20 protein-coding genes and 1 pseudogene are annotated in these 20,499 nt (G+C 68.3%); 9 read left to right on the top strand and 12 right to left on the bottom strand.

What is annotated here, in order from left to right:
• Positions 1–7: 7 nt before the first annotated feature.
• Positions 8–625 (bottom strand): hypothetical protein, encoded by a 618-nt coding sequence (locus BLT03_RS04635; protein WP_245711241.1) that lies wholly within the window; start codon positions 623–625, stop codon positions 8–10.
• Positions 615–1,157, bottom strand: coding sequence for a hypothetical protein (locus BLT03_RS04630; protein WP_092740757.1), 543 nt, complete (start codon positions 1,155–1,157; stop codon positions 615–617). The genes BLT03_RS04635 and BLT03_RS04630 overlap by 11 nt, the downstream gene beginning before the upstream one ends.
• Positions 1,158–1,401: 244 nt before the next feature.
• Between BLT03_RS04630 and BLT03_RS04625 the strand changes: the two genes are divergently transcribed.
• On the top strand, positions 1,402–2,328 hold the full coding sequence (locus tag BLT03_RS04625; protein ID WP_092740755.1) for a LysR substrate-binding domain-containing protein: 927 nt from the start codon (positions 1,402–1,404) through the stop codon (positions 2,326–2,328).
• A gap of 10 nt (positions 2,329–2,338) precedes the next feature.
• Here the strand turns inward: BLT03_RS04625 and BLT03_RS04620 are convergent, their stop codons facing one another.
• Positions 2,339–3,565 carry a D-amino acid dehydrogenase gene (locus tag BLT03_RS04620; protein ID WP_175537660.1) on the bottom strand — a complete coding sequence of 409 codons (1,227 nt, stop codon included), beginning with the start codon at positions 3,563–3,565 and terminating at the stop codon, positions 2,339–2,341.
• Between the two features lie 313 nt (positions 3,566–3,878).
• Here BLT03_RS04620 and BLT03_RS04615 point away from each other — a divergent pair, with 313 nt between their 5' ends.
• Entirely contained in the window at positions 3,879–4,763 is an 885-nt protein-coding gene (locus BLT03_RS04615) for an amino acid ABC transporter substrate-binding protein (RefSeq protein ID WP_092740753.1), read from the top strand.
• Between the two features lie 42 nt (positions 4,764–4,805).
• Positions 4,806–5,600, top strand: a complete 795-nt coding sequence (locus BLT03_RS04610; RefSeq protein WP_092740751.1) for an aspartate/glutamate racemase family protein — start codon at positions 4,806–4,808, stop codon at positions 5,598–5,600.
• Between the two features lie 24 nt (positions 5,601–5,624).
• Here the strand turns inward: BLT03_RS04610 and BLT03_RS04605 are convergent, their stop codons facing one another.
• From BLT03_RS04605 to BLT03_RS04585, 5 genes are all read right to left on the bottom strand, one after another.
• Positions 5,625–6,101 (bottom strand): DUF2269 family protein, encoded by a 477-nt coding sequence (locus tag BLT03_RS04605; RefSeq protein WP_092740749.1) that lies wholly within the window; start codon positions 6,099–6,101, stop codon positions 5,625–5,627.
• Entirely contained in the window at positions 6,098–6,466 is a 369-nt protein-coding gene (locus BLT03_RS04600) for a DoxX-like family protein (protein WP_092740747.1), read from the bottom strand. The genes BLT03_RS04605 and BLT03_RS04600 overlap by 4 nt, the downstream gene beginning before the upstream one ends.
• The gene (locus BLT03_RS04595; RefSeq protein ID WP_092740745.1) at positions 6,463–7,365 is read right to left on the bottom strand and encodes an NAD-dependent epimerase/dehydratase family protein; all 903 of its coding nucleotides are present in this window, start codon (positions 7,363–7,365) and stop codon (positions 6,463–6,465) included. The genes BLT03_RS04600 and BLT03_RS04595 overlap by 4 nt, the downstream gene beginning before the upstream one ends.
• Before the next feature lie 73 nt (positions 7,366–7,438).
• Entirely contained in the window at positions 7,439–7,909 is a 471-nt protein-coding gene (locus BLT03_RS04590; RefSeq protein WP_092740743.1) for a thiol-disulfide oxidoreductase DCC family protein, read from the bottom strand.
• A 52-nt stretch (positions 7,910–7,961) separates the two neighbouring features.
• The gene (locus tag BLT03_RS04585) at positions 7,962–8,522 is read right to left on the bottom strand and encodes a GbsR/MarR family transcriptional regulator (RefSeq protein WP_092740741.1); all 561 of its coding nucleotides are present in this window, start codon (positions 8,520–8,522) and stop codon (positions 7,962–7,964) included.
• Between the two features lie 179 nt (positions 8,523–8,701).
• On the opposite strand from BLT03_RS04585, the gene BLT03_RS04580 reads away from it, so the two are divergent.
• Both BLT03_RS04580 and BLT03_RS04575 read left to right on the top strand, forming a co-directional pair.
• Positions 8,702–9,610, top strand: a complete 909-nt coding sequence (locus tag BLT03_RS04580; protein WP_092740739.1) for a dienelactone hydrolase family protein — start codon at positions 8,702–8,704, stop codon at positions 9,608–9,610.
• 139 nt (positions 9,611–9,749) lie between these two features.
• Positions 9,750–10,619, top strand: coding sequence for a ZIP family metal transporter (locus BLT03_RS04575; protein WP_092740737.1), 870 nt, complete (start codon positions 9,750–9,752; stop codon positions 10,617–10,619).
• A 140-nt stretch (positions 10,620–10,759) separates the two neighbouring features.
• Here BLT03_RS04575 and BLT03_RS04570 read toward each other — a convergent pair whose 3' ends face one another.
• Both BLT03_RS04570 and BLT03_RS04565 read right to left on the bottom strand, forming a co-directional pair.
• The gene (locus BLT03_RS04570; RefSeq protein WP_092740735.1) at positions 10,760–11,506 is read right to left on the bottom strand and encodes a LytR/AlgR family response regulator transcription factor; all 747 of its coding nucleotides are present in this window, start codon (positions 11,504–11,506) and stop codon (positions 10,760–10,762) included.
• Positions 11,507–11,540: 34 nt separating this feature from the next.
• Positions 11,541–12,602 carry a sensor histidine kinase gene (locus BLT03_RS04565; RefSeq protein WP_092740733.1) on the bottom strand — a complete coding sequence of 354 codons (1,062 nt, stop codon included), beginning with the start codon at positions 12,600–12,602 and terminating at the stop codon, positions 11,541–11,543.
• 51 nt (positions 12,603–12,653) lie between these two features.
• Here BLT03_RS04565 and argH point away from each other — a divergent pair, with 51 nt between their 5' ends.
• The 3 genes from argH to BLT03_RS04550 all read left to right on the top strand — a co-directional run bounded on the left by argH (position 12,654) and on the right by BLT03_RS04550 (position 16,759).
• The gene (gene argH, locus BLT03_RS04560; RefSeq protein WP_092740731.1) at positions 12,654–14,129 is read left to right on the top strand and encodes an argininosuccinate lyase; all 1,476 of its coding nucleotides are present in this window, start codon (positions 12,654–12,656) and stop codon (positions 14,127–14,129) included.
• A gap of 57 nt (positions 14,130–14,186) precedes the next feature.
• Entirely contained in the window at positions 14,187–15,191 is a 1,005-nt protein-coding gene (locus tag BLT03_RS04555) for a Bug family tripartite tricarboxylate transporter substrate binding protein (RefSeq protein WP_092741080.1), read from the top strand.
• An 89-nt stretch (positions 15,192–15,280) separates the two neighbouring features.
• Positions 15,281–16,759 carry a rhomboid family protein gene (locus tag BLT03_RS04550; RefSeq protein WP_092740729.1) on the top strand — a complete coding sequence of 493 codons (1,479 nt, stop codon included), beginning with the start codon at positions 15,281–15,283 and terminating at the stop codon, positions 16,757–16,759.
• A 127-nt stretch (positions 16,760–16,886) separates the two neighbouring features.
• Here the strand turns inward: BLT03_RS04550 and BLT03_RS04545 are convergent, their stop codons facing one another.
• Positions 16,887–18,227: a tetratricopeptide repeat protein gene (locus tag BLT03_RS04545; protein WP_092740727.1), complete on the bottom strand. Its 1,341-nt coding sequence runs from the start codon at positions 18,225–18,227 to the stop codon at positions 16,887–16,889.
• Between the two features lie 115 nt (positions 18,228–18,342).
• Here BLT03_RS04545 and BLT03_RS24775 point away from each other — a divergent pair, with 115 nt between their 5' ends.
• Positions 18,343–19,224: an SGNH/GDSL hydrolase family protein gene (locus tag BLT03_RS24775; RefSeq protein WP_092740725.1), complete on the top strand. Its 882-nt coding sequence runs from the start codon at positions 18,343–18,345 to the stop codon at positions 19,222–19,224.
• Between the two features lie 104 nt (positions 19,225–19,328).
• On the opposite strand, the pseudogene BLT03_RS04535 reads toward BLT03_RS24775, so the two are convergent.
• Positions 19,329–20,459: pseudogene (locus BLT03_RS04535) on the bottom strand (OpgC domain-containing protein); the annotation flags it as partial.
• Positions 20,460–20,499 lie beyond the last annotated feature (40 nt).

Raw genomic sequence — 20,499 nt, 5'->3', positions numbered from 1 at the left:
AAAAAGCTTAATCAGGTGGGCAGTCCGCCGCGACGTCCGATCCCAGCGGGAGGTAGTAATGGGCTTTCGGCGTCCACTGCCCCTTGGCGCCGCTTTCCGCGATCTTCACGTGCATTCCCTCGCTGGAGAGGCAATGGTCCACGCGCACCCGGGCCTTGCGGTCTGGCCAGCGCAGCACGATGCGGTGGGCCGTGGTGCGCTTTACCACTGCGTTCTTTTGCAGCAGCAGGCCCACGAAACCTTCTTCAGGCGCTTTCTGGAACTGCGCCTCGCGTTCATCGGCAGGCACGGCGTCTTCGCCGCGGTACTGCAGGATGGAGGCTTCCTGGGCGGCCACGCCGGGTTGCACGCAGCACTCCGGCTTTTTGCCCATCGGTGGAGACAGGCGCAGGTAGTGCTGAGGCTCGCCGTCCGGCTGCGGGGTCGCCATGACCAGGCGGGGCGCGTCGGGCCGGCGTGCGTCCAGGAGGCCGACGCGGGATGACACCGCCTGAGCCGCCTGGGCCGTTTGGCCGGCCGGCTGCGCGGTTGGCGGCGTGCCCGCGTGCGCGGCCATGCCGCTGAACAGCAGGCCCACCAGCGCGAGCACGGCGGGGCGGCGTGGGGTGCGGCGTTCAGTGGCCATCGTCGGACCAGTGCGGTGGGTCGGACACCAGCTTGTAGACGCCGTAGGTGGCGCCGAGGGCGTGCAGTTGCGCAGCGGTGGTGACAGTGGTGCTGGTGCCAGTGGCATTGTTGAAGGCCTTCCCTGAATAGTTGGTGATCGTCATGTCGATGGCGCGCCCTTCGGAGTGCCGCGAGGTGAGGGCGGGCGCATATACGATGCTATAGCCCGCGACCATCTGGTTGGCGGCCACCCGGGCGGCGCCCGCGTTGACGGCGCCCGTAGCGCCGCGGTGCACCCATTCGATGTCCACGCCCGCCATGGCCGGCACGGTGGCCGCGTCCAGGTTTTCCCGCGCGATGCGCCACGCATAGTGCATGAGATAGGCGCGCTTGGGCGGGCGCAAGGTGGCAGAAATCGATACCGATGCACCCCCTGCTTGTAGCGCCGCGATGAAGCTTTCCACCTTGGTGCGAAAACTCGCGATCAGGTCGCTGGTCTGGTTGCTGGTCGGAAATCGGGCCACCCACACGCTGCCACTGGAATCTGCCATGCCTGTCTTTCTGAATGAAGGGTCGTTGGTGATGTTCTGAAGAGCGCCAGAACACGTAAGGTCAATGCGGTGTCATCACATCGGCCTGTTGGTCGGCCTTGTCGCGCAAAGCGGCGAGCCTATCGGCCCCGTATGACTGTCTTGCGGCATTTGTGTCGAATTGCATCTACGGCAGAGCAAGGCCAGATGCTTTTTGATGCAATATGGCTGGCTTCGCCGTTCTAAAAAAAGCCCGCCTCCTGCCATGCGCTTGCGCCACATCGAAGTCTTCAATGCGGTGATGCTCACCGGCAGCGTGAGCGCCGCCGCCCGGCTCATCAACGTCACCCAGCCAGCGGTCAGCCGCATCCTGGCGCACGCCGAACTGCAATTGGGTTTCCCGCTTTTCCACCGCATGAAGGGCCGGCTCGTTCCCACGCGCGAGGCGCAAACGCTCTATCCGCACATTGAACGCCTGTTCAACCAGCTCGACGATGTGCAGCGGCTGGCCAACAGCCTGCGTGGCCAGCAGCGCGAGGGCGAGCTGCATGTGCTGAGCGTCCTTGCCCTGAGCCATGAGGTGATGCCGCGCGCACTGCATGCCTTTCGGGCGCTGCACCCCGACGTGGCGGTGCGCATCGATGCGCTGCATTCGCCCCAGATCGTCTCGGCCCTGGTGCTGCAGGAGGCCGATATCGGTTTCGTTTTCAGTGCGCTGGTGCATCCATCGCTCGCGCAGGAAACGCTGGCCGAAGGCCGCGTGGTGTGCGTGGCGCCCAAAGGCACGCTGGACGCGGCGATCGTGCAGGCCGGCGTGGTGCACCTGGCCGATCTGGCCCAGACGCCCGTGATCCGGCTGGAGGCCACCGACCCGCTCGGCACGATGGTGAACCACGCCAGCCGCGAGGCCGATGTGGGCCTGCAGGCGGCCTTCACCGTGCAGACCTACCACGCGGCGCTGGCGCTGGCGCACCACGGGCTGGGCGTGGCTCTGGTGGACGTGTGCACCGCGGCCTCTGCCGACCGGTCGCGGGTGGATGTGCTCGCCCTCACGCCCCGCATTGCCGTGCCCGTGAAGGCACTGCGCATGGTGAACCGGCCGGCTTCGCTGCTGGCCGATGCGATGGTGCGCTGCATGCGGGACGCCGTGGCGCAGACCTTGGCGTCGACCGGGCTGACCGAGCGCGACTGACCTGGGCGGTTCAGGCTTGCGCGGGCGCCTGCTGCATCTGCCGGGCCAGCAGGGCGGCGGTGCCGAAGGCCAGCGTGAAACCCAATGCGCCGTGGCCCGTGTTGATCCAGAGGTTGTCGGGGCCGGCCTCGGCCCGTCCGGCGATCGGCAGGCCGGTGGGCGTGGCGGGGCGCATGCCGGTCCAGGGCCGCAACGCGTCCGCGGGCGCTTCGTGCCCCAGCACGGCGCGCACCGTGGCGCGCAGGCTGTCGATGCGTGCGGGGGAAATGCTGCGGTCTTGGCCCACGAGTTCGGCCATGCCGGCCACGCGCAGACGCTGCCCCAGCCGGGCGAACACCACCTTGCGCCCGGCATGCGTCACGTTCATGCGCGGCGCCCACGGTGCGTGGTCCGGCGCATCGAGCGTGACGCTGTAGCCCTTGATCGGATAGGCCGGCAGCCGCACACCCAACTGGTTCGCCACCGCGACGCTGCCGCTGCCCAGCGCCAGCACGAAGCGGTCGGCCTCGATCGGCCCGGCGGTCGTGCGCACCGCCGCGATGCGGCCTTGCGAAAGGTCGAAGCCCTGCACCTGCGCGCCCAGTTCGAACCGGGCGCCGCGCTGCGCGAGCAGCGCATGCAATCCCTCGCACACCTTCTGGCAGTCGGCCGCGCACTCGCTGGGGGTGTGGATCGCGCCGGCGATGTGGGCGGCATGGTGGGCGAGGGCGGGTTCAAGTTCCACGCAGCGCTGGGCCGAAATGGATGCCTGCTCGCTGCCCCAGGCGCGCTGCAGTTCCATCTGGCGTTCGGCCCCTGCCAGGCCTTCACGGGTGCCGTAGAGCACCAGTTTGCCGGTGTCCGAAAAATCGCAGTCCAGCGCTTCGCGGGCCCGCATGGCCTCGAAGCCGGCGCGGCTGTGCGCGGCCAGGGCCAACAGTTGTTCGGTGGTGCGGCGCGAAGTGGCGCTGTTGCATGCGGCCAGAAAGCGCAGCGCCCACTGCCACTGGTGCGGGTCCCACTGCAGGCGCAACTGCAGCGGCGATTCGCGCGACAGCAGCAGCTTGGGCAACTGCGCCCACAGGCCCGGGTCGGCCAGGGGCTGCACGTAGCTGTAGCTCAGCTGCGCGCCATTGCCGCCGCTGGCGCCGCCGCCCACCGGCCCCTGGTCGATCACTGTGACGCGCATTCCCTGGCGCTGCAGTTCGTAGGCCGTGGCCAGGCCCACGATGCCCGCCCCCATGACACATGCATCCATATCGTTCGATTCCCGTTCGTTGTCGCCGGCATGGCCGGCTGTGGTCTGCACTCTAGGGAGGCCTTCAGCCTTTGAACAATGCCAAACCGCCGATGGGGCATGCCGGGAAGTTATGCGCGATGGCGGCGGTGAGCCCGCTGCGCCGGGTGGGCGCGAAGATTGCTTGCGGATGGCTCTCGGCCCGGGCCGGTGCATAACTTTTCGTCATGGCCCCTACCGCCGAATGAATTGGTGAAAGCCGCGCCGAGTTTCTACAGTGCCTGGGCACCCGCATCATTCATCCCCTTATTGTTTCCCCGTCAAGGAGCTCTCCATGAAGCCATTCCTGTCTGCCGCTGTCCTCGCCTGCGGCGTGTGCGCTGCTGCCGCCGCCAACGCCGACACCCTGCAGAAGATCGCCGATGCAGGAAAGATCACGCTGGCCTATCGCGAGTCTTCGGTGCCTTTCAGCTACCTGGCGGGCCCGGGCGAGCCGATCGGTTTCTCGGTGGAGATCTCCAACGCCGTGGTGAATGCGGTCCGCGCCAAGTTGAAGAATCCGGCGATCAAGGTCGAACTGCAGGCCGTCACGTCGCAAAACCGCATTCCGCTGATCACCAACGGCACGGTGGACCTGGAATGCGGCTCCACCACCAACAACACGGCGCGCGGCAAGGACGTGCAGTTCGCCGTGAACTATTTCTACACGGGCACCCGCCTGCTCACCAAGAAGACGTCGGGCGTGCAGAACTACGCCGACCTGGCCAAGAAGAAGGTCGCCAGCACCAGCGGCACCACCAACGCGCAGGTCATCCGCAAGTACAGCCGCGAGAACAACCTGGACATGGACATCGTGCTCGGCAAGGACCATGACGATTCCATGCTGCTGGTCGATTCGGGCCGCGCGGAAGCCTTCGCGATGGACGACATCCTGCTCTTCGGCCTGAAGGGCAATGCCCGCAATCCGGCGGACTGGGTGGTGGTGGGCGATTCGCTGCAGGTCGAGCCCTACGCCTGCATGATGCGCAAGGACGACCCCCAATTCCAGGCGCTGGTGAACGGCGTGATCGGCGGAATGATGAAGTCCGGCGAATTCGAAAAGCTCTACACCAAGTGGTTCATGTCGCCCGTGCCGCCCAAGGGCCAGAACCTGGGCCTGCCCATGTCCAAGGAACTGCGCGACAACCTGGTGGCGCAAAGCGACAAGCCTGCCAACTGATCCATCGCGGATCGCCACGCCACTGCTTGTGAAGGTCTGGTCATGACGGCGACATTGCCATTGCCCGCCCAGCGGCCCTGCATGGTCGGCATCCTGGGGGGCATGGGGCCCGCGGCGGGTGCCGATTTCGTGCGGCTTTTCGTCGAGGCGTGCACGCGCCGCATGGAGGCGCTGGGCATTCCCGTGCGCGATCAGGCCTACCCCGAGCACTGGCTGGCGCAGGTGCCCATTCCCGACCGCACGGCAGCGCTGGGCGACCGCACGCCCGGCGCGCAGCAGCCGGCCGAGCCCATGGCGCAGGCCACGGGCCGGCTGGTGGCGCTGGGGGTGCAGGCGATGGCGATCGCCTGCAACACCGCCCACGCCTGGCATGGAGAGCTGCAGCAGCGGTTTCCGCAACTGAAGGTGCTGCATGGCATGCGCGAGGTGGCGGCCGCCTTGGCGGCCTCAGGGGATTTGCGCGTGGGCTTGCTTGCCACGCAAGGCTCGTACGACACCGGCCTGTACCAGGCCGCGCTGGCGGACCAGGGCGTCGCCTGCGTGCTGCCCCTGCCGCACGAGCGCGAGCAGCTCATGCAGGGCATCTACGCTGGAGTGAAGGCGGGAGACTACGCGCTGGCCCGCAGCCGTTTTGCTGCCGTGGCGCAGGCGTTGCGCGAGCGCGAGGGCCTTTCGTCGCTCATCATGGGCTGCACCGAAATCCCGCTGGCCCTGGACGAAACGGCAGCGGGCACGCGCCTGGTCAACCCCTCGCAAGTGCTGGCCGAAGCGCTGGCGCGGCATGCCTATGCAGGCATGCAAGCGGTGGCAAAGGTCGAGGCCATGGCCTGCGCCTGATCCCGGCTTTGACACTCACCCGCATCAGCCCCACAGCGCGGGCTTGTGGACCATCAGGTAGTAAATGGCCAGCATCGCCACAAAGGCCGGGTAACCCAGGGCTTCCCACCAGCGGGCGTAGCGGTTGTAGAGCGCGGGCATCGGTGTCCCTTGCTCCGCCGCATCGCGGGCGATCGCGGCCATGCGCCACTGGAGCCATAGCACCGGCAGCCAGCACAGGCCGGCCAACCCGTACAGCCCGATCGAAGCCGCCAGCCACGGCGTGGACAGGGGCCAGCCGGCCATCATCGCCATGGCGACGCCTGTGATGGGCTGCACGATGCCGGCGGGCGTGGTGAACCACGTGTCCGCCCGCACCACCAGCCGCGACACCACGGCCTGGGCCGCAACGTTTCCGCTGCGGTTGGCGAAGAACAGGTAGAACGCCGAACCGAAGCCCGTGCCCACCAGCAGCACGCTGGACAGGATGTGGACCCATTTGAGCGAGAGGTAGGTGTTCATGTGCGGGGTGCTTTCAACAAGGCGATGAAGATCGCGGCGATGGGCAGGTTCTTGAGCAGCGGGCCCAGTGGGTCCAGCCACAGCGTGGGCAGCAGCACCGTCGCGACGGCGGTCATCACGCCCATCAGCGCGAGCGCCATGGCATCGGTGGCGCGCCCGGGGCGCAGCCACAGCGCCAGGCCGATGGCGGTGTCGGCCGCGATGCCGCCCCACACCAGGGCCTGGATCCAGGCTTCGTTCTGCAGGCCGCCGCGCACCAGCAGGTCGCGCCCCTGGCCTTGCGCTTCGATGGCGCTGGCCAGCGCGGTGCCCAGCCACACCAGGACGAGGCTGCCGCGCAGCCAGCGGGCGGTGTCGGCGTTCATCGCGCGGCCTGCACCCAGGCGCTTTCGACCAGGCGGCGGTAGTGGGTGGCCTCGTGGCCGAGCAGGCGCCGCAGGGCCGCGGGGTCCGCCGTGTTGTCGCTGCCCAGCAGCGCGAGCGTTTCGCTGCACCACGGCACGCCGGGCACCTGGTCGCCCAGCCGCGCGCTCAGGCGGCTGAGTGGCTCGGGCAGCCGCAGCACGCGTGCCGGGCCGTGGCCACTTTGCTGGCGCAGGCTGGCGATCAGGCCTGCCATGGGCACGGCTTCAGGGCCGCTGCATTCGATCAGGCCGGTGGTGCCCAGCGCCGGGCCCATCAGGGCGACCACCGCTTCAGCGAGATCGTGCACCGCCACCGGCTGCACGCTGGCCTGAAGCACGGCGCCGGGCAGCACCACCACGGGCAACCGGGCCAGGTTCATGAACAGCGCGCTGCTGGCGCCGCCGCGGCCGAACACGATGCTGGGCCGCAGCACCACGCCCGAGACGTCTCCGCGCGCGGTCAGCCCGAGCAGGTGCGTGTCGGCTGCCCGCTTGGTGGTGGCATAGCGCGTGGCGCTGTTCGCGATGCCGAGCGCTGAGATCTGCACGATGCGCCGCACGCCGGCCTGCGCGCAGGCATCGAACAGCGCCACGGGCGTGTGCTGGTGCAGCGCGTCGATCGGCCGGGCGCGTGTGTCGCGCAGCACGCCCACGGCGTTCACCACGGCATCGATGCCTGCCAGGCGCGGCAGCCACACGGCGGGATCGGTGTCATGGGCGAAGTCCATCGCCACCTGGCCGGGCTGGCCGGCAGCGCGGCGCGGCGAGACGCCACCGTGCACCGTGTGGCCTGCGCGTTCGAGTGCGCGCTGCACCGTGCGGCCGAAGAATCCGGTCGAGCCGGTCAGAAGGATGTGCATGGCATGGCCTTTGAAGAAGTGGAATGCAAGGGAATGGAATGGTCTGCGGCGTGTATCGCCCGGCTTTTGTGGATCAGAGCCGGCACTGGTCGTCGTCGGGCTTGCAGTGGCGGGCAGCAGCGCGCCGGGCCGCCGCGCCGCTGGCCCGCTCGAAGAGGCCCTGCACCAGCCACTGGGGCAGGCGGTAGCGGTTGCGTGCCAGCACCGGATAGACCTTGTCGGCCAGCGGGCCGATCACGGGCCAGCGCGTGGCGGCCGTCACCCAGCCGAGGCCGACCGCTTCGTATGCCGCGCGAAACACCGCCACGCCCCGCAGCAGGCCGCCATCGGCCTGGCGCGCATGGATCAGGGTCAAAAGCTCTTCCTGGGTCGTGCCGGCGGGAGGGCCTTCGAAGTCGGGCGCCCAGACGTCGGCGAAGCGCAGCAGTCCATCGGTGTTGCGCACCATCAGGTTGCCCATCTCGGCGGCGCACAGGCGGCAGCGCGAGTCGAAGTACAGGGTCAGGGGATAGACGGCCGGGTTCAGGCGGGTTGCGGAGCTCATCTTTCAATCCTTCCGAAATTTCATTGGAAACAGAAATGACCGGGCAAAAAAATCAGTTGGGGTCGTCGGGCTTCGGCGCCTTGCCGGCATCGCCGCCCCGCACGAACTTCTGCACGCTGGCACCCAGGCGCAAGACCTTGTCCAAGGTAGATGGGGAAAGCCGCAGCATTTCGTCAGCCCACACGCCGAGCGAATCCATGAGGTGCAGTGTTTCGCGCACGCGGTCCTGCGCGTCGGCGGTTTCGCTGGCGAAGTCGGGGCGGGCCACCAGTTCGCGCAGCAGGCGCACGGTGGGGTCGAACTCGCGCTCCTTGCGCTCGCGCACCACGGTGCGAAACAGCTCCCACACGTCGGTGGAGGTTTCAAAATAGTCGCGCCGGTCGCCCAGCACGTGCGTGGTGCGGATCAGGTTCCAGTTGAGCAGCTCTTTCAGGCTGTTGCTGGCATTGGAGCGGGCCACGCCCAGGGTTTCGCAGATCTCTTCCGCATGCAGCGGACGGCCGTGGAAGAAAAGCAGCGCGTGGATCTGGGCCACGGTGCGGTTTACGCCCCAGGCGGTGCCCATCTCTCCCCAGTGGACCACGAAGCGTTGGGCGATATCGGTGAGTTGCATGGGCGCAGTCTAGGCTTTCTTTAATTTCTGTCAAGACAGAAATTTGAAGCGGGAAGGACAGGGCGGAGTCAGGCGCTGGGCCTTCAGAATCCCGTGCGTGCCGGCGTGGCATGCCGCAGCGGGCGGCAGGCCCTAGACTCTTGCGCTGCCGATCCTTTCACTCAACCAGGAGCCAGACCATGCTGCGTGATGACCTCAAGACCGATTTCGATGCCCTCTTGCCGGGCCAGAGCACCGAAGCGGGCGCGACCCGCCGAACCGCGATGCGTGTGGCCCTGGGCGCCGGCTTTGGCGTGGGCTACGCCGCCGCGGCCATGCCCGTGATGGCGCAGACCGCCATCCAGACTCCTGCGGACGGGCTGACGGCCGGCAAGGTCAGCATCGAAGTGAACGGTTTCAAGGTGCCGGCCTACCGCGCCGCCCCGGCCGGCAAGACCGATCTGCCGGTGGTGCTGGTGATCCAGGAAATCTTCGGCGTGCACGAATACATCGCCGACACCTGCCGGCGCTTCGCCAAGGCCGGCTACCTGGCCATCGCGCCCGAGCTCTATGCCCGCCAGGGCGACCCCCTGCAATACACCGAAGCCGCCAAGCTGATGAGCGAGCTGGTGTCCAAGGTGCCCGACGCGCAGGTGCTGGCCGATCTGGACGGCACCGTGAAATGGGCCGGCGAAAACGGCGGCGACCTGAAGAAGGTCGGCATCACCGGCTTTTGCTGGGGCGGCCGCATCACCTGGCTGTACGCCGCCCACGGCCCCGTCAAGGCGGGCGTGGCCTGGTACGGCCGGCTGGTCGGGCAGGCGAGCGAACTCACCCCCAAGCACCCCGTGGACATCGCGCCCATCCTCAAGGCGCCGGTGCTGGGCCTGTACGGCGAAAAAGACAGCGGCATCCCCCTTGACACGATTGATAAGATGAAAGCGGCACTGCAGACCGGCTCCGCCGCCGCCAAGGCGTCGCAGTTCGTCGTGTACCCGGATGCGCCCCATGCCTTCCACGCCGACTACCGGCCGAGCTTTCGCAAGGAAGCCGCCGAAGATGGCTGGAAGCGGGCGCTGGAGTGGTTCAAGACGCACGGCGTGGCCTGAAGCCACAAGCCTTCGCGGGCGGCCTCCGGGCCGCTGCGAATCCGCTCCTCAAGCCCTTCGGGGCTTTTTTTGCGCGCCCGGCGCGCTGCATCGAATCGATTGACGAGGCCGCGAGGCCCTAGGGAAAGCGCGAGACACCATGACTTTGGCAGCAATCATCCTGGCCACGCTGGCGGCGGGCATCGGCAGCGTGTGGGTGGCCGCCCTGTTCATGCGCGCGGGCCTGGGCGATGGCCGGCATGGCGTGGGGCCGCAGCACCTGCTGAGCCTGGCGGCTGGCGCGCTGCTGGCCACCGCCTTCATGCATCTGTTGCCCGAGGCGTTCGAGAGCCAGGCCGGTGCGCACGACCTGTTCGCCACGCTGCTGGTGGGGCTGGTGTTCTTCTTCCTGCTCGACAAGGCCGAGCTGTGGCACCACGGGCATGAGCATTCCGACGGCCATCACCACGGGCGCGGACATGGCCACGGACATCCCCATGGGCACGACCACGGCGCCGCGCACCAGGAACACGCCAGCCACGGCCACGTTCATGGCGGCGATGACGGCCCCGTGCGGCGCGGCGGTGGCTGGGCGCTACTCACCGGCGACAGCGTGCATTGCTTCGGCGACGGCATTCTGATCGCGTCCGCCTTCATGGCCGACCTGCGGCTGGGCCTGGTGGCGGCGCTGTCGGTGCTGGCGCACGAGGTGCCGCACCACATGGGTGACCTGGTGGTGCTGCGCCAGTCCAGCGCTAACCGCCGCATGGCGCTGGTGAAGGTGTCGCTGGCCGGCGCGGTGACCGCGCTCGGCGGCGTGGTGGGCTACTTTCTGGTCGGCGAGCTGCAGGAGTGGCTGCCTTACTTTCTGGCCATCGCCTCCAGCAGCTTCGTCTACGTGGCGCTGGCCGACCTGATTCCACAGTTGCAAAAGCGGCTGAGCGCGCGCCAGACGGTGGCGCAGATCGCCTGGCTGGTGGCGGGCATGGTCGTGGTCACGCTGGTGAGCGGGATGGCCCACGCGCACTGAGCCGGCGGCCGCCGCGGATGCGGCGCTGCCCGAAGGAAGCGCTCTGCTGGCGGCCTTCGTACCCGGTTTGCTCGATTGCTATGTTATTGATAGCAATGTACCGCCGTCTTTACTGCGCTGGCGGCCTAAAACATTAGAAGTTAGCGGGCCAGCTCTTCCCGCACGGCCGTGACCTGGCGGCGCGAAACCGCCAGCAGTTCGGTCAGCCCGTGCAGCCGCACGGCCCAGCCTTCGCCCTCTTCGGGGTCGTAGTGCTTTTCCAGCGCGCGCACCGCGCGGCGGGCCACCAGGGCGTTGCGGTGGATGCGCAGGAAGCGGTCGCCATGGCGCGCCTCCAGCTCGCTCAGCGAGCCGTCCAGGATGTAGCTGCGCAGGGCGGTGCGCACGGTCAGGTACTTCTGCTCGGCCTTGAGGTACAGCACTTCGGACAGCGGCACGCGCTCGGTGCGGCCCCGGTCCTGGATCACCAGCGCTTCGCCTTCGGGCAGCGCCGTGGGAAGCGGCAGCGGTGCGCCCTGCTGGGAGGCGCGCCGGGCCTTGGCCAGGGCCTGCTCCAGCCGCTCGCGGCGCACGGGCTTGGTGAGGTAATCCACCGCGTCCAGTTCGAACGCGCTCACGGCGTGATCGGCATGCGCGGTCACGAACACGATGGCGGGCGCGAAGGGCAGGGCGCGCATCGCATGCGCCAGCGCCAGGCCGTCCTGCCCGGGCATGTGGATGTCCAGCAGCACGGCGTCAAACGCGCGGCCGCCCGAGGGCTGCATCTGCGCGAGCGCATCGGCGGCATTGGCGGCCTCGGCACAGGTGTGCCGCGCGTCGCAGTCGCCCAGCAGCGTTCGCAGGCGGCTTCGGGCCAGGGCTTCGTCGTCAACGATCAGGATGTGCATGGCGGATGTGCAGGGGCAAGGGCGAAAGGAGCGTTCAGGACCGTGTAGGCAGCGAAATGCGCACCTGATAGCGGCCATTTTGCATGCCGGCGCTGAACTCGCACTGCACGTCGTGCAGCAGGCGCAGGCGGTCGCGCACGTTGGCCAGGGCGATGCCGTGGCCGCGCGGCAGGCTGGTGTCGCGCTGGGGCGCAGCGGGCATGGTGTTGGTGATGACGACGATCACGCGGCTGCCCCGCAGCTCGGTCACGATGCGCACCTTGCCGCCTTGCGGGCTGGGCTCCACCCCATGCTTGACCGCGTTTTCCACCAGCGGCTGCAGTAGCAGGGGGGGCAGACGGGCACCGTCGGCGCGGGCGTCCAGCGACCATTGCACGCGCAGCCGCTCTTCGAAGCGCACCTGCTCGATGTCCAGGTAGCGGCGCGCCAGGGTGATCTCTTCGCCCAGCGTGGCCGATTCGCCCTGCTCCACGAGCGCGTGGCGGAACAGATCGCTCAGGTCTTCCAGCAGCGCCTCGGCCTTGGCCGGCTCGGCCCGCACCAGCGCGATGGCGCTGTTGAGCGTGTTGAACAAAAAATGCGGGCGGATGCGCGACTGCAGCTCCGACAGCCGCGCGGTGGTAGCGGCCGGCGTGCGGGCGCGGGCCCGCAGCACCAGGGCCGCAACGAGCGCTGCCGACAGCAGGGCGCCGCTGGCGCCGCTCGCCAGCCACGGCGGGTCGGTGGTCACGCCCACCAGCGCCAGCATGCCGCAGGCGTACACGCCCGAGATCATGCCCAGGGCCACGCCCGCGGCGTATTGCTGGACCACCGACAGGCGCTGCAGCACGGTCTTCAGGCTGCAGGCGGTGACCAGCCAGGCCAGCGTGGCGGGCAGGGCGCCGCCGGTCAACAGCGACAGCCGCGAGAGCCATTCCAGCGGCGTGGCGGCGTTGAACAGGGCGCCCACGCCGAGCACCGCTTCCACGAAAAGCACCGCGCGCAGGATCACGCCGGCATGGCAGGCGTCGAACACCAGCACCCGCCGGCCGAGGGGCTGGCGGGGGTCTTCTGAAAGTGGCTGGGGCCGGGTCGATAAAATTTGCGTCTCTTGCATTGCGGCATCCGGGTGTTCCGGTTGTCGGAACCTCCGGATTATTGCCCTCCCATGTCCTCCAGCCCATCTTCGCAACCCTCCCACGACCAACTCGCCACCAAGGCCCAGGCCTGGTCCGCGCTGTTCTCCGAACCCATGAGCGATCTGGTCAAGCGCTACACGTCGAGCGTGTTCTTCGACAAGCGCCTGTGGCAGGCCGACATCGCGGGCAGCCTGGCGCATGCCGACATGCTGGCCGCGCAGGGGATCATCAGCGGGGAAGACCATGCCTCCATCCAGCGCGGCATGGCGCAGATCCAGCAAGAGATCGAATCCGGCGCCTTCGAATGGAAGCTCGACCTCGAAGACGTGCACCTGAACATCGAAGCACGCCTGACCCAGCTGGTGGGCGATGCCGGCAAGCGCCTGCACACGGGCCGCAGCCGCAACGACCAGGTCGCCACCGATGTGCGCCTGTGGCTGCGCAGCGAGATCGACCTGATCGCCGATCTGCTGAAAGAGCTGCAGGTGTCGCTGGTCGACGTGGCCGAGCAGAACGTCGAAGTGATCCTGCCCGGCTTCACCCACCTGCAGGTGGCCCAGCCGGTGAGCTTCGGCCACCACATGCTGGCGTACGTGGAGATGTTTGCGCGTGATGCCGACCGCATGGCCGACGTGCGCCGCCGCGTCAACGTGCTGCCGCTGGGCAGCGCCGCCCTGGCCGGCACGACCTACCCGCTGGACCGCGAGCGCGTGGCGAAAACGCTGGGCATGGTGGACGCGAACGGCGCGCCGGCCGTGTGCCAGAACAGCCTGGATGCGGTGAGCGACCGCGACTTCGCCATCGAATTCACGGCCGCCGCCAGCCTGTGCATGGTGCACGTGAGCCGCCTGTCGGAAGAGCTCATCATCTGGATGAGCCAGAACTTCGGCTTCATCAAGATCGCCGACCGGTTCACGACCGGCTCGTCGATCATGCCGCAGAAGAAAAACCCCGACGTGCCCGAACTCGCGCGTGGCAAGACCGGCCGCGTGGTCGGCCACCTGATGGGCCTCATCACGCTGATGAAGGGCCAGCCCCTGGCCTACAACAAGGACAACCAGGAAGACAAGGAGCCGCTGTTCGACACGGTGGACACGCTCAAGGACACGCTGCGCATCTTTGCCGAAATGGTCGGCGGCCAGCTGAACCCCGCCACGGGCAAGAAAGAAGGCGGCATCACCGTCAACGCGCCCGCCATGGAGCAGGCCGCGCTCAAGGGCTACGCCACCGCCACCGACCTGGCCGACTACCTGGTCAAGAAGGGCCTGCCGTTCCGCGACGCGCACGAAACCGTCGCCCACGCCGTGAAGGCCGCCGTGTCGCACAACGTGGACCTGTCGGAACTGCCCCTGGCCGTGCTGCAGGGCTTTCACCCGCAGATCGAAAAGGACGTGTTCGACGCGCTGAGCCTGCGCGGCTCGCTCAACGCTCGCAACACGCTGGGTGGCACCGCGCCCGCGCAGGTGCGTGCCCAACTGGCGCGCCACCGCAGCCGGCTGGCCTGACCGCCCGCACCGGCCCGTTTTCTGCTCTCCCGTTTCGCACACTTCATGGAGCCGCTCATGCACCGTTCTTCTTCGCGCCGCCACTGGGTTTTGCAGGTCGCCCGCGCCGCCGTTCTGGCGGGTGCCACGGGCGTCGCCGCCCTGGCCTCGGCCCAGGCGCCTGCCAGCGGGCAGCCCATCCGCGTGCTGGTGGGGTTCCCGCCCGGCGGCGGCACCGACGCGATCGCGCGGCTGCTGGCCGAAAAGCTCAAGGACGAGCTGGGCACGACGGTGGTGGTGGACAACCGCCCCGGCGCGGGCGGGCAGATCGCCGCCCAGGCGCTCAAAGCGGCCCCGGCGGACGGGCACACCGTGTTCCTCTCGCACGACCACACCATCTCGATCCTGCCGCAGGTGGTGAAGCACCCGGGCTACGACCCGGTGACCGACTTCATTCCGGTCGGCGGCGTGGCGACCTTCGTCAATGCCTTCGCGGTGTCCGGCGCCCTGCCGGCCAAGTCGTTCAACGACTACGTGCACTGGATCGCGACGCAGGGCGGCGGCAAGGGCGCGGTGGGCATTCCGGCACCGGCTTCCACCCCCGAGTTTCTGGTGAAGCTCATCGGCGAGAAATACCGCATCGACCTGGTGGCAGCGCCCTACCGCGGCAGCGCGCCGATGATCGCCGACATGCTGGGCAACCAGATTCCGGCCGGCGTGGGCTCGGTGCAGGACTTCATCGAGAACCACAAGGGCGGCAAGGTGCGCGTGGTGGCCGTGCTGGGCACCCAGCGCCAGGCCGCCCTGGCGGACGTGCCCACGTTCGACGAACTCGGGCTGAAAGGCTTCGAGGACCTTCCGTACTACGGCTTCTACGCGCCGGCCGGCACGCCGGCCGCGTTCGTCACGCGCTTTTCGCAGGCGCTGGCCAAGGTGGTCGCCCAGCCGGAGGTGAACCGCCAGTTGACCGCCATGGGCCTGACCGTGGCCCCGATGTCGCCCCAGCAACTGGGCGCGCGCCAGCAGGCCTACACCCAGGCCTGGACGCGCATCATCCAGCGCAGCGGCTTCGTGCCCCAGTGACCGGCCCCGCGCTCGCACTGCACTGGGTGCTGGACCGCACGCCGGCCGGCACGCTGCGGCACCTGGGCTGACGCCGCACACGGCCGGCCATGTTCTACGCGATTCCGCTGGACCACCGCCCGTCGTGGCGCAATCCGCCCTGGGCGACGGTGCTGCTCATCCTTGTGAACCTGGTTGTGTTCTGGGGACCGCAGCGGTGGGAGGCCAAGGCCATCGACCGCGCGGCGCAGGGCTACCTGTCGAGCCCGTTGCCCGATATCGAAATGCCCCGCTTCGTGCAGTGGCTGGAAGATTCCAGCCGGCGCGAGGCCGGGCGCGCGAAGCGTCTGCTGGCGTCGGGCCGGCAGGGGGCGCTGCTGCAGTGGATGGAGCGTGAAGAAACCTTTCAGGCCCGACTGCATACCGACCAGGTGGTGCGCAAGGACGAGCCCGAATACGCCGCATGGAAGACCGCCCGGGCGAGCTACGAGGCCGCGCTGCCCGAGCCGTTCACCCTCCGCTGGGCGCACAACTACCGGGAAGACGCGGAGATGCGGCCCGTGACGTGGATCACCGCCGCCTTTCTGCACGGCAGCACGGCCCATCTGCTGGGCAACATGGTGTTCCTGTTTCTCTTCGGGTTTTCGGTCGAGCTGGCGCTGGGGCGGAGCCTGTACCTGACCTTCTACCTGTTGGGGGCCGTGGGCGGCTCGCTGATGGCCGGCTGGGCCTACGCGGGCCAAGCCAGCTACGGGCTGGGAGCTTCGGGCGCGGTGTCGGCGCTCATGGGCATGTATGCAGTGCTGTACCGCCTGCGCCGCGTGCGGTTCTTTTATCAACTGTTCTTCTATTTCAACTACGTCACCGCCCCTGCGCTGCTGTTGCTGCCCGCGTGGATCGCCAACGAGCTGCTGCAGCACTGGTTCACCGGCAAGGGCGTGGCCTACATGGCCCACCTGGGCGGCCTGCTGACGGGCGCCGCGCTGATGGCCGGCGCCGGGCTGGTGCGGCGACAGGCCATTGCCGTGCCCGAGCCCGACGTGCCGCCTGAGCCCGATGACGGTTTCGACGCCCACGTGGCCCAGGCCCGCCAGCTCGCCCAGGCGATGCAGTTCGAGCGCGCGCTGGTGCAGTGGCGGACCGCGGCGCAATTGAGGCCGAACGATCTGCCCGTGCTGAGCGCTTGGTTCAAGACGGCCAGCCTGTGGCCCGCAGGGGAGGATTTCCACCGGGCCGCGCGGCGCATCTTCCGCCTGTCGCCGCAGGACGCGGCCACGCTGGACTTTCAGCACGCCAGCTATCGCACCTACCTGGACACCGCCAAGCCCAGCGCCCGCCTGGTGCCCGACGACATGGCGGCGCTGGCCCGCGGCTTCGTGCGGGGCCGGCACTGGAGCGATGCCGAAAAGCTGCTCTCGGCCCTGCACCGCACCGCGCCGCAGCACACGGCACTGGGCGACCTCATGGGCATGCTCGTGACGGGGCTGCTGCAGGCGGGGCGCCGCGACCAGGCCATGGCGTGGTTGCCGCAGCTCCAGCAACTGGCGCCGGGCAGCGCGCCCCTGCGGCTGCTGCAGGGGCTGCAGTGAGGGCTGCTATCGAAAGGTGAGCAAACTGCCGGGACTTTGATTGGCCTTCAAGGCAAAAATTCTTTGAAAGCCAATGAGAACCTGCGCTGGCAGCTATCGTTTTTGAACCAGGACAGGTTTCGCGGCTTCAGGAAGCCGATGGCGCCGTGCCTTCCGGGGCGGGCGCCGGGGGCAGGTGGGCGCGCAGCAGCCATTGCACCTCCTGCGTCGATGGGCTGTCCGCATGCCGCGCCTGCAGGGTGGCCAGCACCTTGAGGGCCATGTCGGGCCGGTTCATGCCCTGCAGCAGAACCCGAGCGGCCAGTTCGTAGGCCTTGGGCACGAGCGCATGGCCCTTGAAGCGCCGGTCGAACCCGCCCAGCAGCGCGACGGCCTGCCGGGCATCGCCGCCGTTCCACGCGGTCGTGGCCAGCGACAGGACGTGGCCCGCATCTTCGATCGCGAACTGCGCGTCGTGTTCGCGGCAGACGGTGAAGACCTTCAGTGCCTCGGTCGTCTGGCCCAGGTTCAGCAGCAGCGGAATGAAGCGCTGGGCATGGCTCAGCAGCGTTTCGGTCTTGTCGGTCAGCGCCAGCACACGGTGGTAGCGGCGCTGGGCGGGCAGTTCGTCGGGGTGCACGCGCTGGTCTTCGTAGGCCGTGGCCAGGGCGCCCGCCACATCGCCGTCGGTGATCTGCTGGGCCACCAGCGCGTCCATGGCCTCTTGGGCGATCTGCCTGGGGGTGCGCCGGTCCGGCGGGGCGTCGTCGTCCAGACCGCCGCCGGGCAGCAGGTCGATGTCGAAAGCCTCGTGGTTCTGGTACATGGCATAGCCCAGCAGGCTGCACATCACCCAGCCGAAATAGATGAACAGCCAGTTGCCCAGCGGCAGCAGGATCCAGCCCTTGAAGATGGGGCCCAGCACCGACAGCGCAATGGCGGCGCCCTGGCTCAGCAGGAACAGGAAGAAGCACAGCAGCACGTACGGCCAGCCGATGGTGCGCACCACGCCCCAGGCGGCGGCCGGGTTGAGCGACGCCCACAGGCTGCCGGTCTGCACCAGCAGGATCAGCGTGGCGGGCAGCAGAAAGCTCACCCCCAGCCATGCCAGCTCCGCCAAGCCGGAACTCACGCGGTTGAGCCACCCCAGCACGATGCCCTGCACCACCAGAATGCCGAAGAGCTTCCAGGGCAGGTATTTCCACTCTTCGTCCAGCGCATCCGGAAAATCCGCGGCCCGCTGCAGGCCCCGCGAGCCCATCGCCACGACCTTGAACCCGTAGCGCGAGGCGGCCAGCAAAATGCCGACTTCCACCAAAAGGATCGCCAGAAAGTCCGGCAGGAAGAAAAACACGCCGTACAGCAGGCTGCACAGTGCCAGCAGCGTGCAGTACTGCAGCGGTTTTCTTTGCAGCGGAAAAGCGAAAAATTGGTTGAGGCGTCGCCAGAACGGAACCGGGTCGGAGGGTGCAAGATAGGCATGTGGCATGGCAAGGGGAAAGCCCGATGGGCATTCCGGTGTAAATTTGTAAAAATTGTATGTGGTGGGAACGCCTGCCAAGACAATCGCTCACACGCCGCTGCAGTCCTTTTTGGAGCCGCCTATGCATTCTCTCCGGGCCCTATCGACGCGTTCCCTGTTCACCCTGGTTCTGGCCTCTGCCGGTTTTGCCGCGCAGGCGGCGCCCGCCGCCACCGCCGCCGGGCTGAAACTCCCGCCCGCAGACCCTTCCGCGCCGTCGGTCCTGGCGGCGGCTCCGTCTCCCTACGCCCGCTGGCAGTCCAGCATGGAAGCCTTCGCGGCGGCCGACAAGCAACGCCAGCCGCAGGCGGGCGGCGTGCTCTTCGTCGGCAGCTCCACCATCCGGTTCTGGACCGATGTGGCCGAAGATTTCCGCCAGTTGCCCGTGGTCATCAACCGCGGCTTCGGCGGCTCGACCATGGCGGACTGCAACCATTTCGTGAAAAACCTGGTGCTGCAGTACCGTCCGCGCCACGTGATGGTCTATGCCGGCGACAACGACCTGGCGGAAGGCCGCACGCCCGAGCAGATCCTGGAGAGCTTCCGTTCCTTCGTGCAGACGGTGCGCGCCGAACTGCCCGACACCCGCATCAGCTACATCTCCATCAAACCGAGCCCGTCCCGCGTGTCGCTCATGCCGCAGATGCGGCAAGCCAATGCCCTGCTGTCGCAATACGTGCGCACCGTGCCCAACAGCGACTACATCGACGTCTTCTCGGCCATGCTCGATACCTCCGGCACCCCGCGCGCCGAACTGTTCGGGCCCGACCGCCTGCACATGAACGATGCCGGCTATGACCTCTGGCGCACGGTGATCGGCGCGTTCGTCACGCCTGCGCCCAGTTCCGCGCCCACTCTGGAAGCGGGCGTCAGCTCGCCAGCCACCACGGCCACGGCGGCCACCGCCGCGACGGGCAAGGGCGTCGGCAGCGCCGCGCTGGTGCGGGTCAGCGCCGAGCGCTGACTGTCGGCCCCCACGGCAGTCTTGCCGAGGGCGTTGCCTGGCGGCAGGCCGCCGTTCTTTTTGGTCCCGCCTGACGGCGCAGCGCCGTTCGGCGACGGCTGCACCGGGTGGCCATCGTCGCCCGGTGGCTTGTCGATCCACAGCGTCACTCGCGCCACGGCGTACAGCGTGGCGAAGCAGGCGATCAGCAGGGCGATGTCCTGCGGCCAGGGCCGCTCGTAGTCCGCACCCATGAACACCAGGGTCAGCAGCACGACCACCAGGTGCGCGCAGAACACCGGCAGCGAGGCCGCGCCCAGGGTTTCCAGCCAGTGCTGGCGGGGCAGTCTGGCCGCGAGCGTCGGGCCGAAACGGATCGCCAGCAGGGTGAGCGCGAGCAGGTCGATCAGCCGCAGCGGGCCCAGCGCCCATTTGTCGAACAACAGGTTCAGCTCGGGCCGGCTGTCACCGAAAGGCACCTGCCCGATGGTGTGCCGCCACACCATGCAGACCAAGGCAATGGCGCAGGCCACCCACACGGACCAGCGTGGAAATTCGAACGGCGCCGCGTCGGGATCGTTGCGGCTGGCGCCCATCCACAGGCCCAGCACCCACAGGAACTGCCAGCCCCACATCACGAAGGCACCGGTTTCGGTGAACGGAATGGGCATCGGCATGACCGCCGCGATGCCGTCGTAGAACCAGCGCGACAGGCCGAACTGCGCCAGCACCCACAGCAGCACGCTCCCCGCCATGACCGGCGCCCAGCCGCGGCGCAGCGCGAACGTCATCACCCAGGGGCTTGCGAGCATGAACAGCACGTACAGCGGAAGGATGTCGAGCAGCGGCGGTTCATACACCAGCAGCAGCCCGCCGACCAGCGCCTGCAGCGGGTGCAGCAGGTAGAAGGTCATCATCCCTTTGATGGCGGGCTCGTCCACGCGGATGCCGATGAAGGCGATCACGGTGAACAGAAAGAGCAGCGTGGCCGCCTGGCAGCCGTAGATCTTGAGAGCGCGCCGCCAGAACGCTTGGCGCATGTCCGCCACGCTCTTTCGCCAGGCGAGGCGGCCGTACACCATGCCCGCCATGTAGGCCGACAGCAGCACGAAGCCCTCGGCCGCCGAGACGAACCCGAACGGCTGGCCGAGCGGCTGCGTGAGCCGCGTGGGCAGGTGGGTGACGGTCATCAGGGCCAGCATCAGGCCCCGGACGGCATCGATTTCCCAGCGGCGGGTGGAGGTTGGGGGGGGCATGGGCGCGCCAGGGGTGGAGTTGCGGTCATTCTCCCGGACG

Origin of the sequence: Paracidovorax valerianellae, assembly GCF_900102625.1 — a bacterium.
GTDB classification, from domain to species: Bacteria; Pseudomonadota; Gammaproteobacteria; order Burkholderiales; family Burkholderiaceae_C; genus Paracidovorax; species Paracidovorax valerianellae.
The sequence above is the reverse complement of the archived record's forward strand: the minus strand, read 5'-3'. Positions and strand labels throughout refer to the sequence as shown.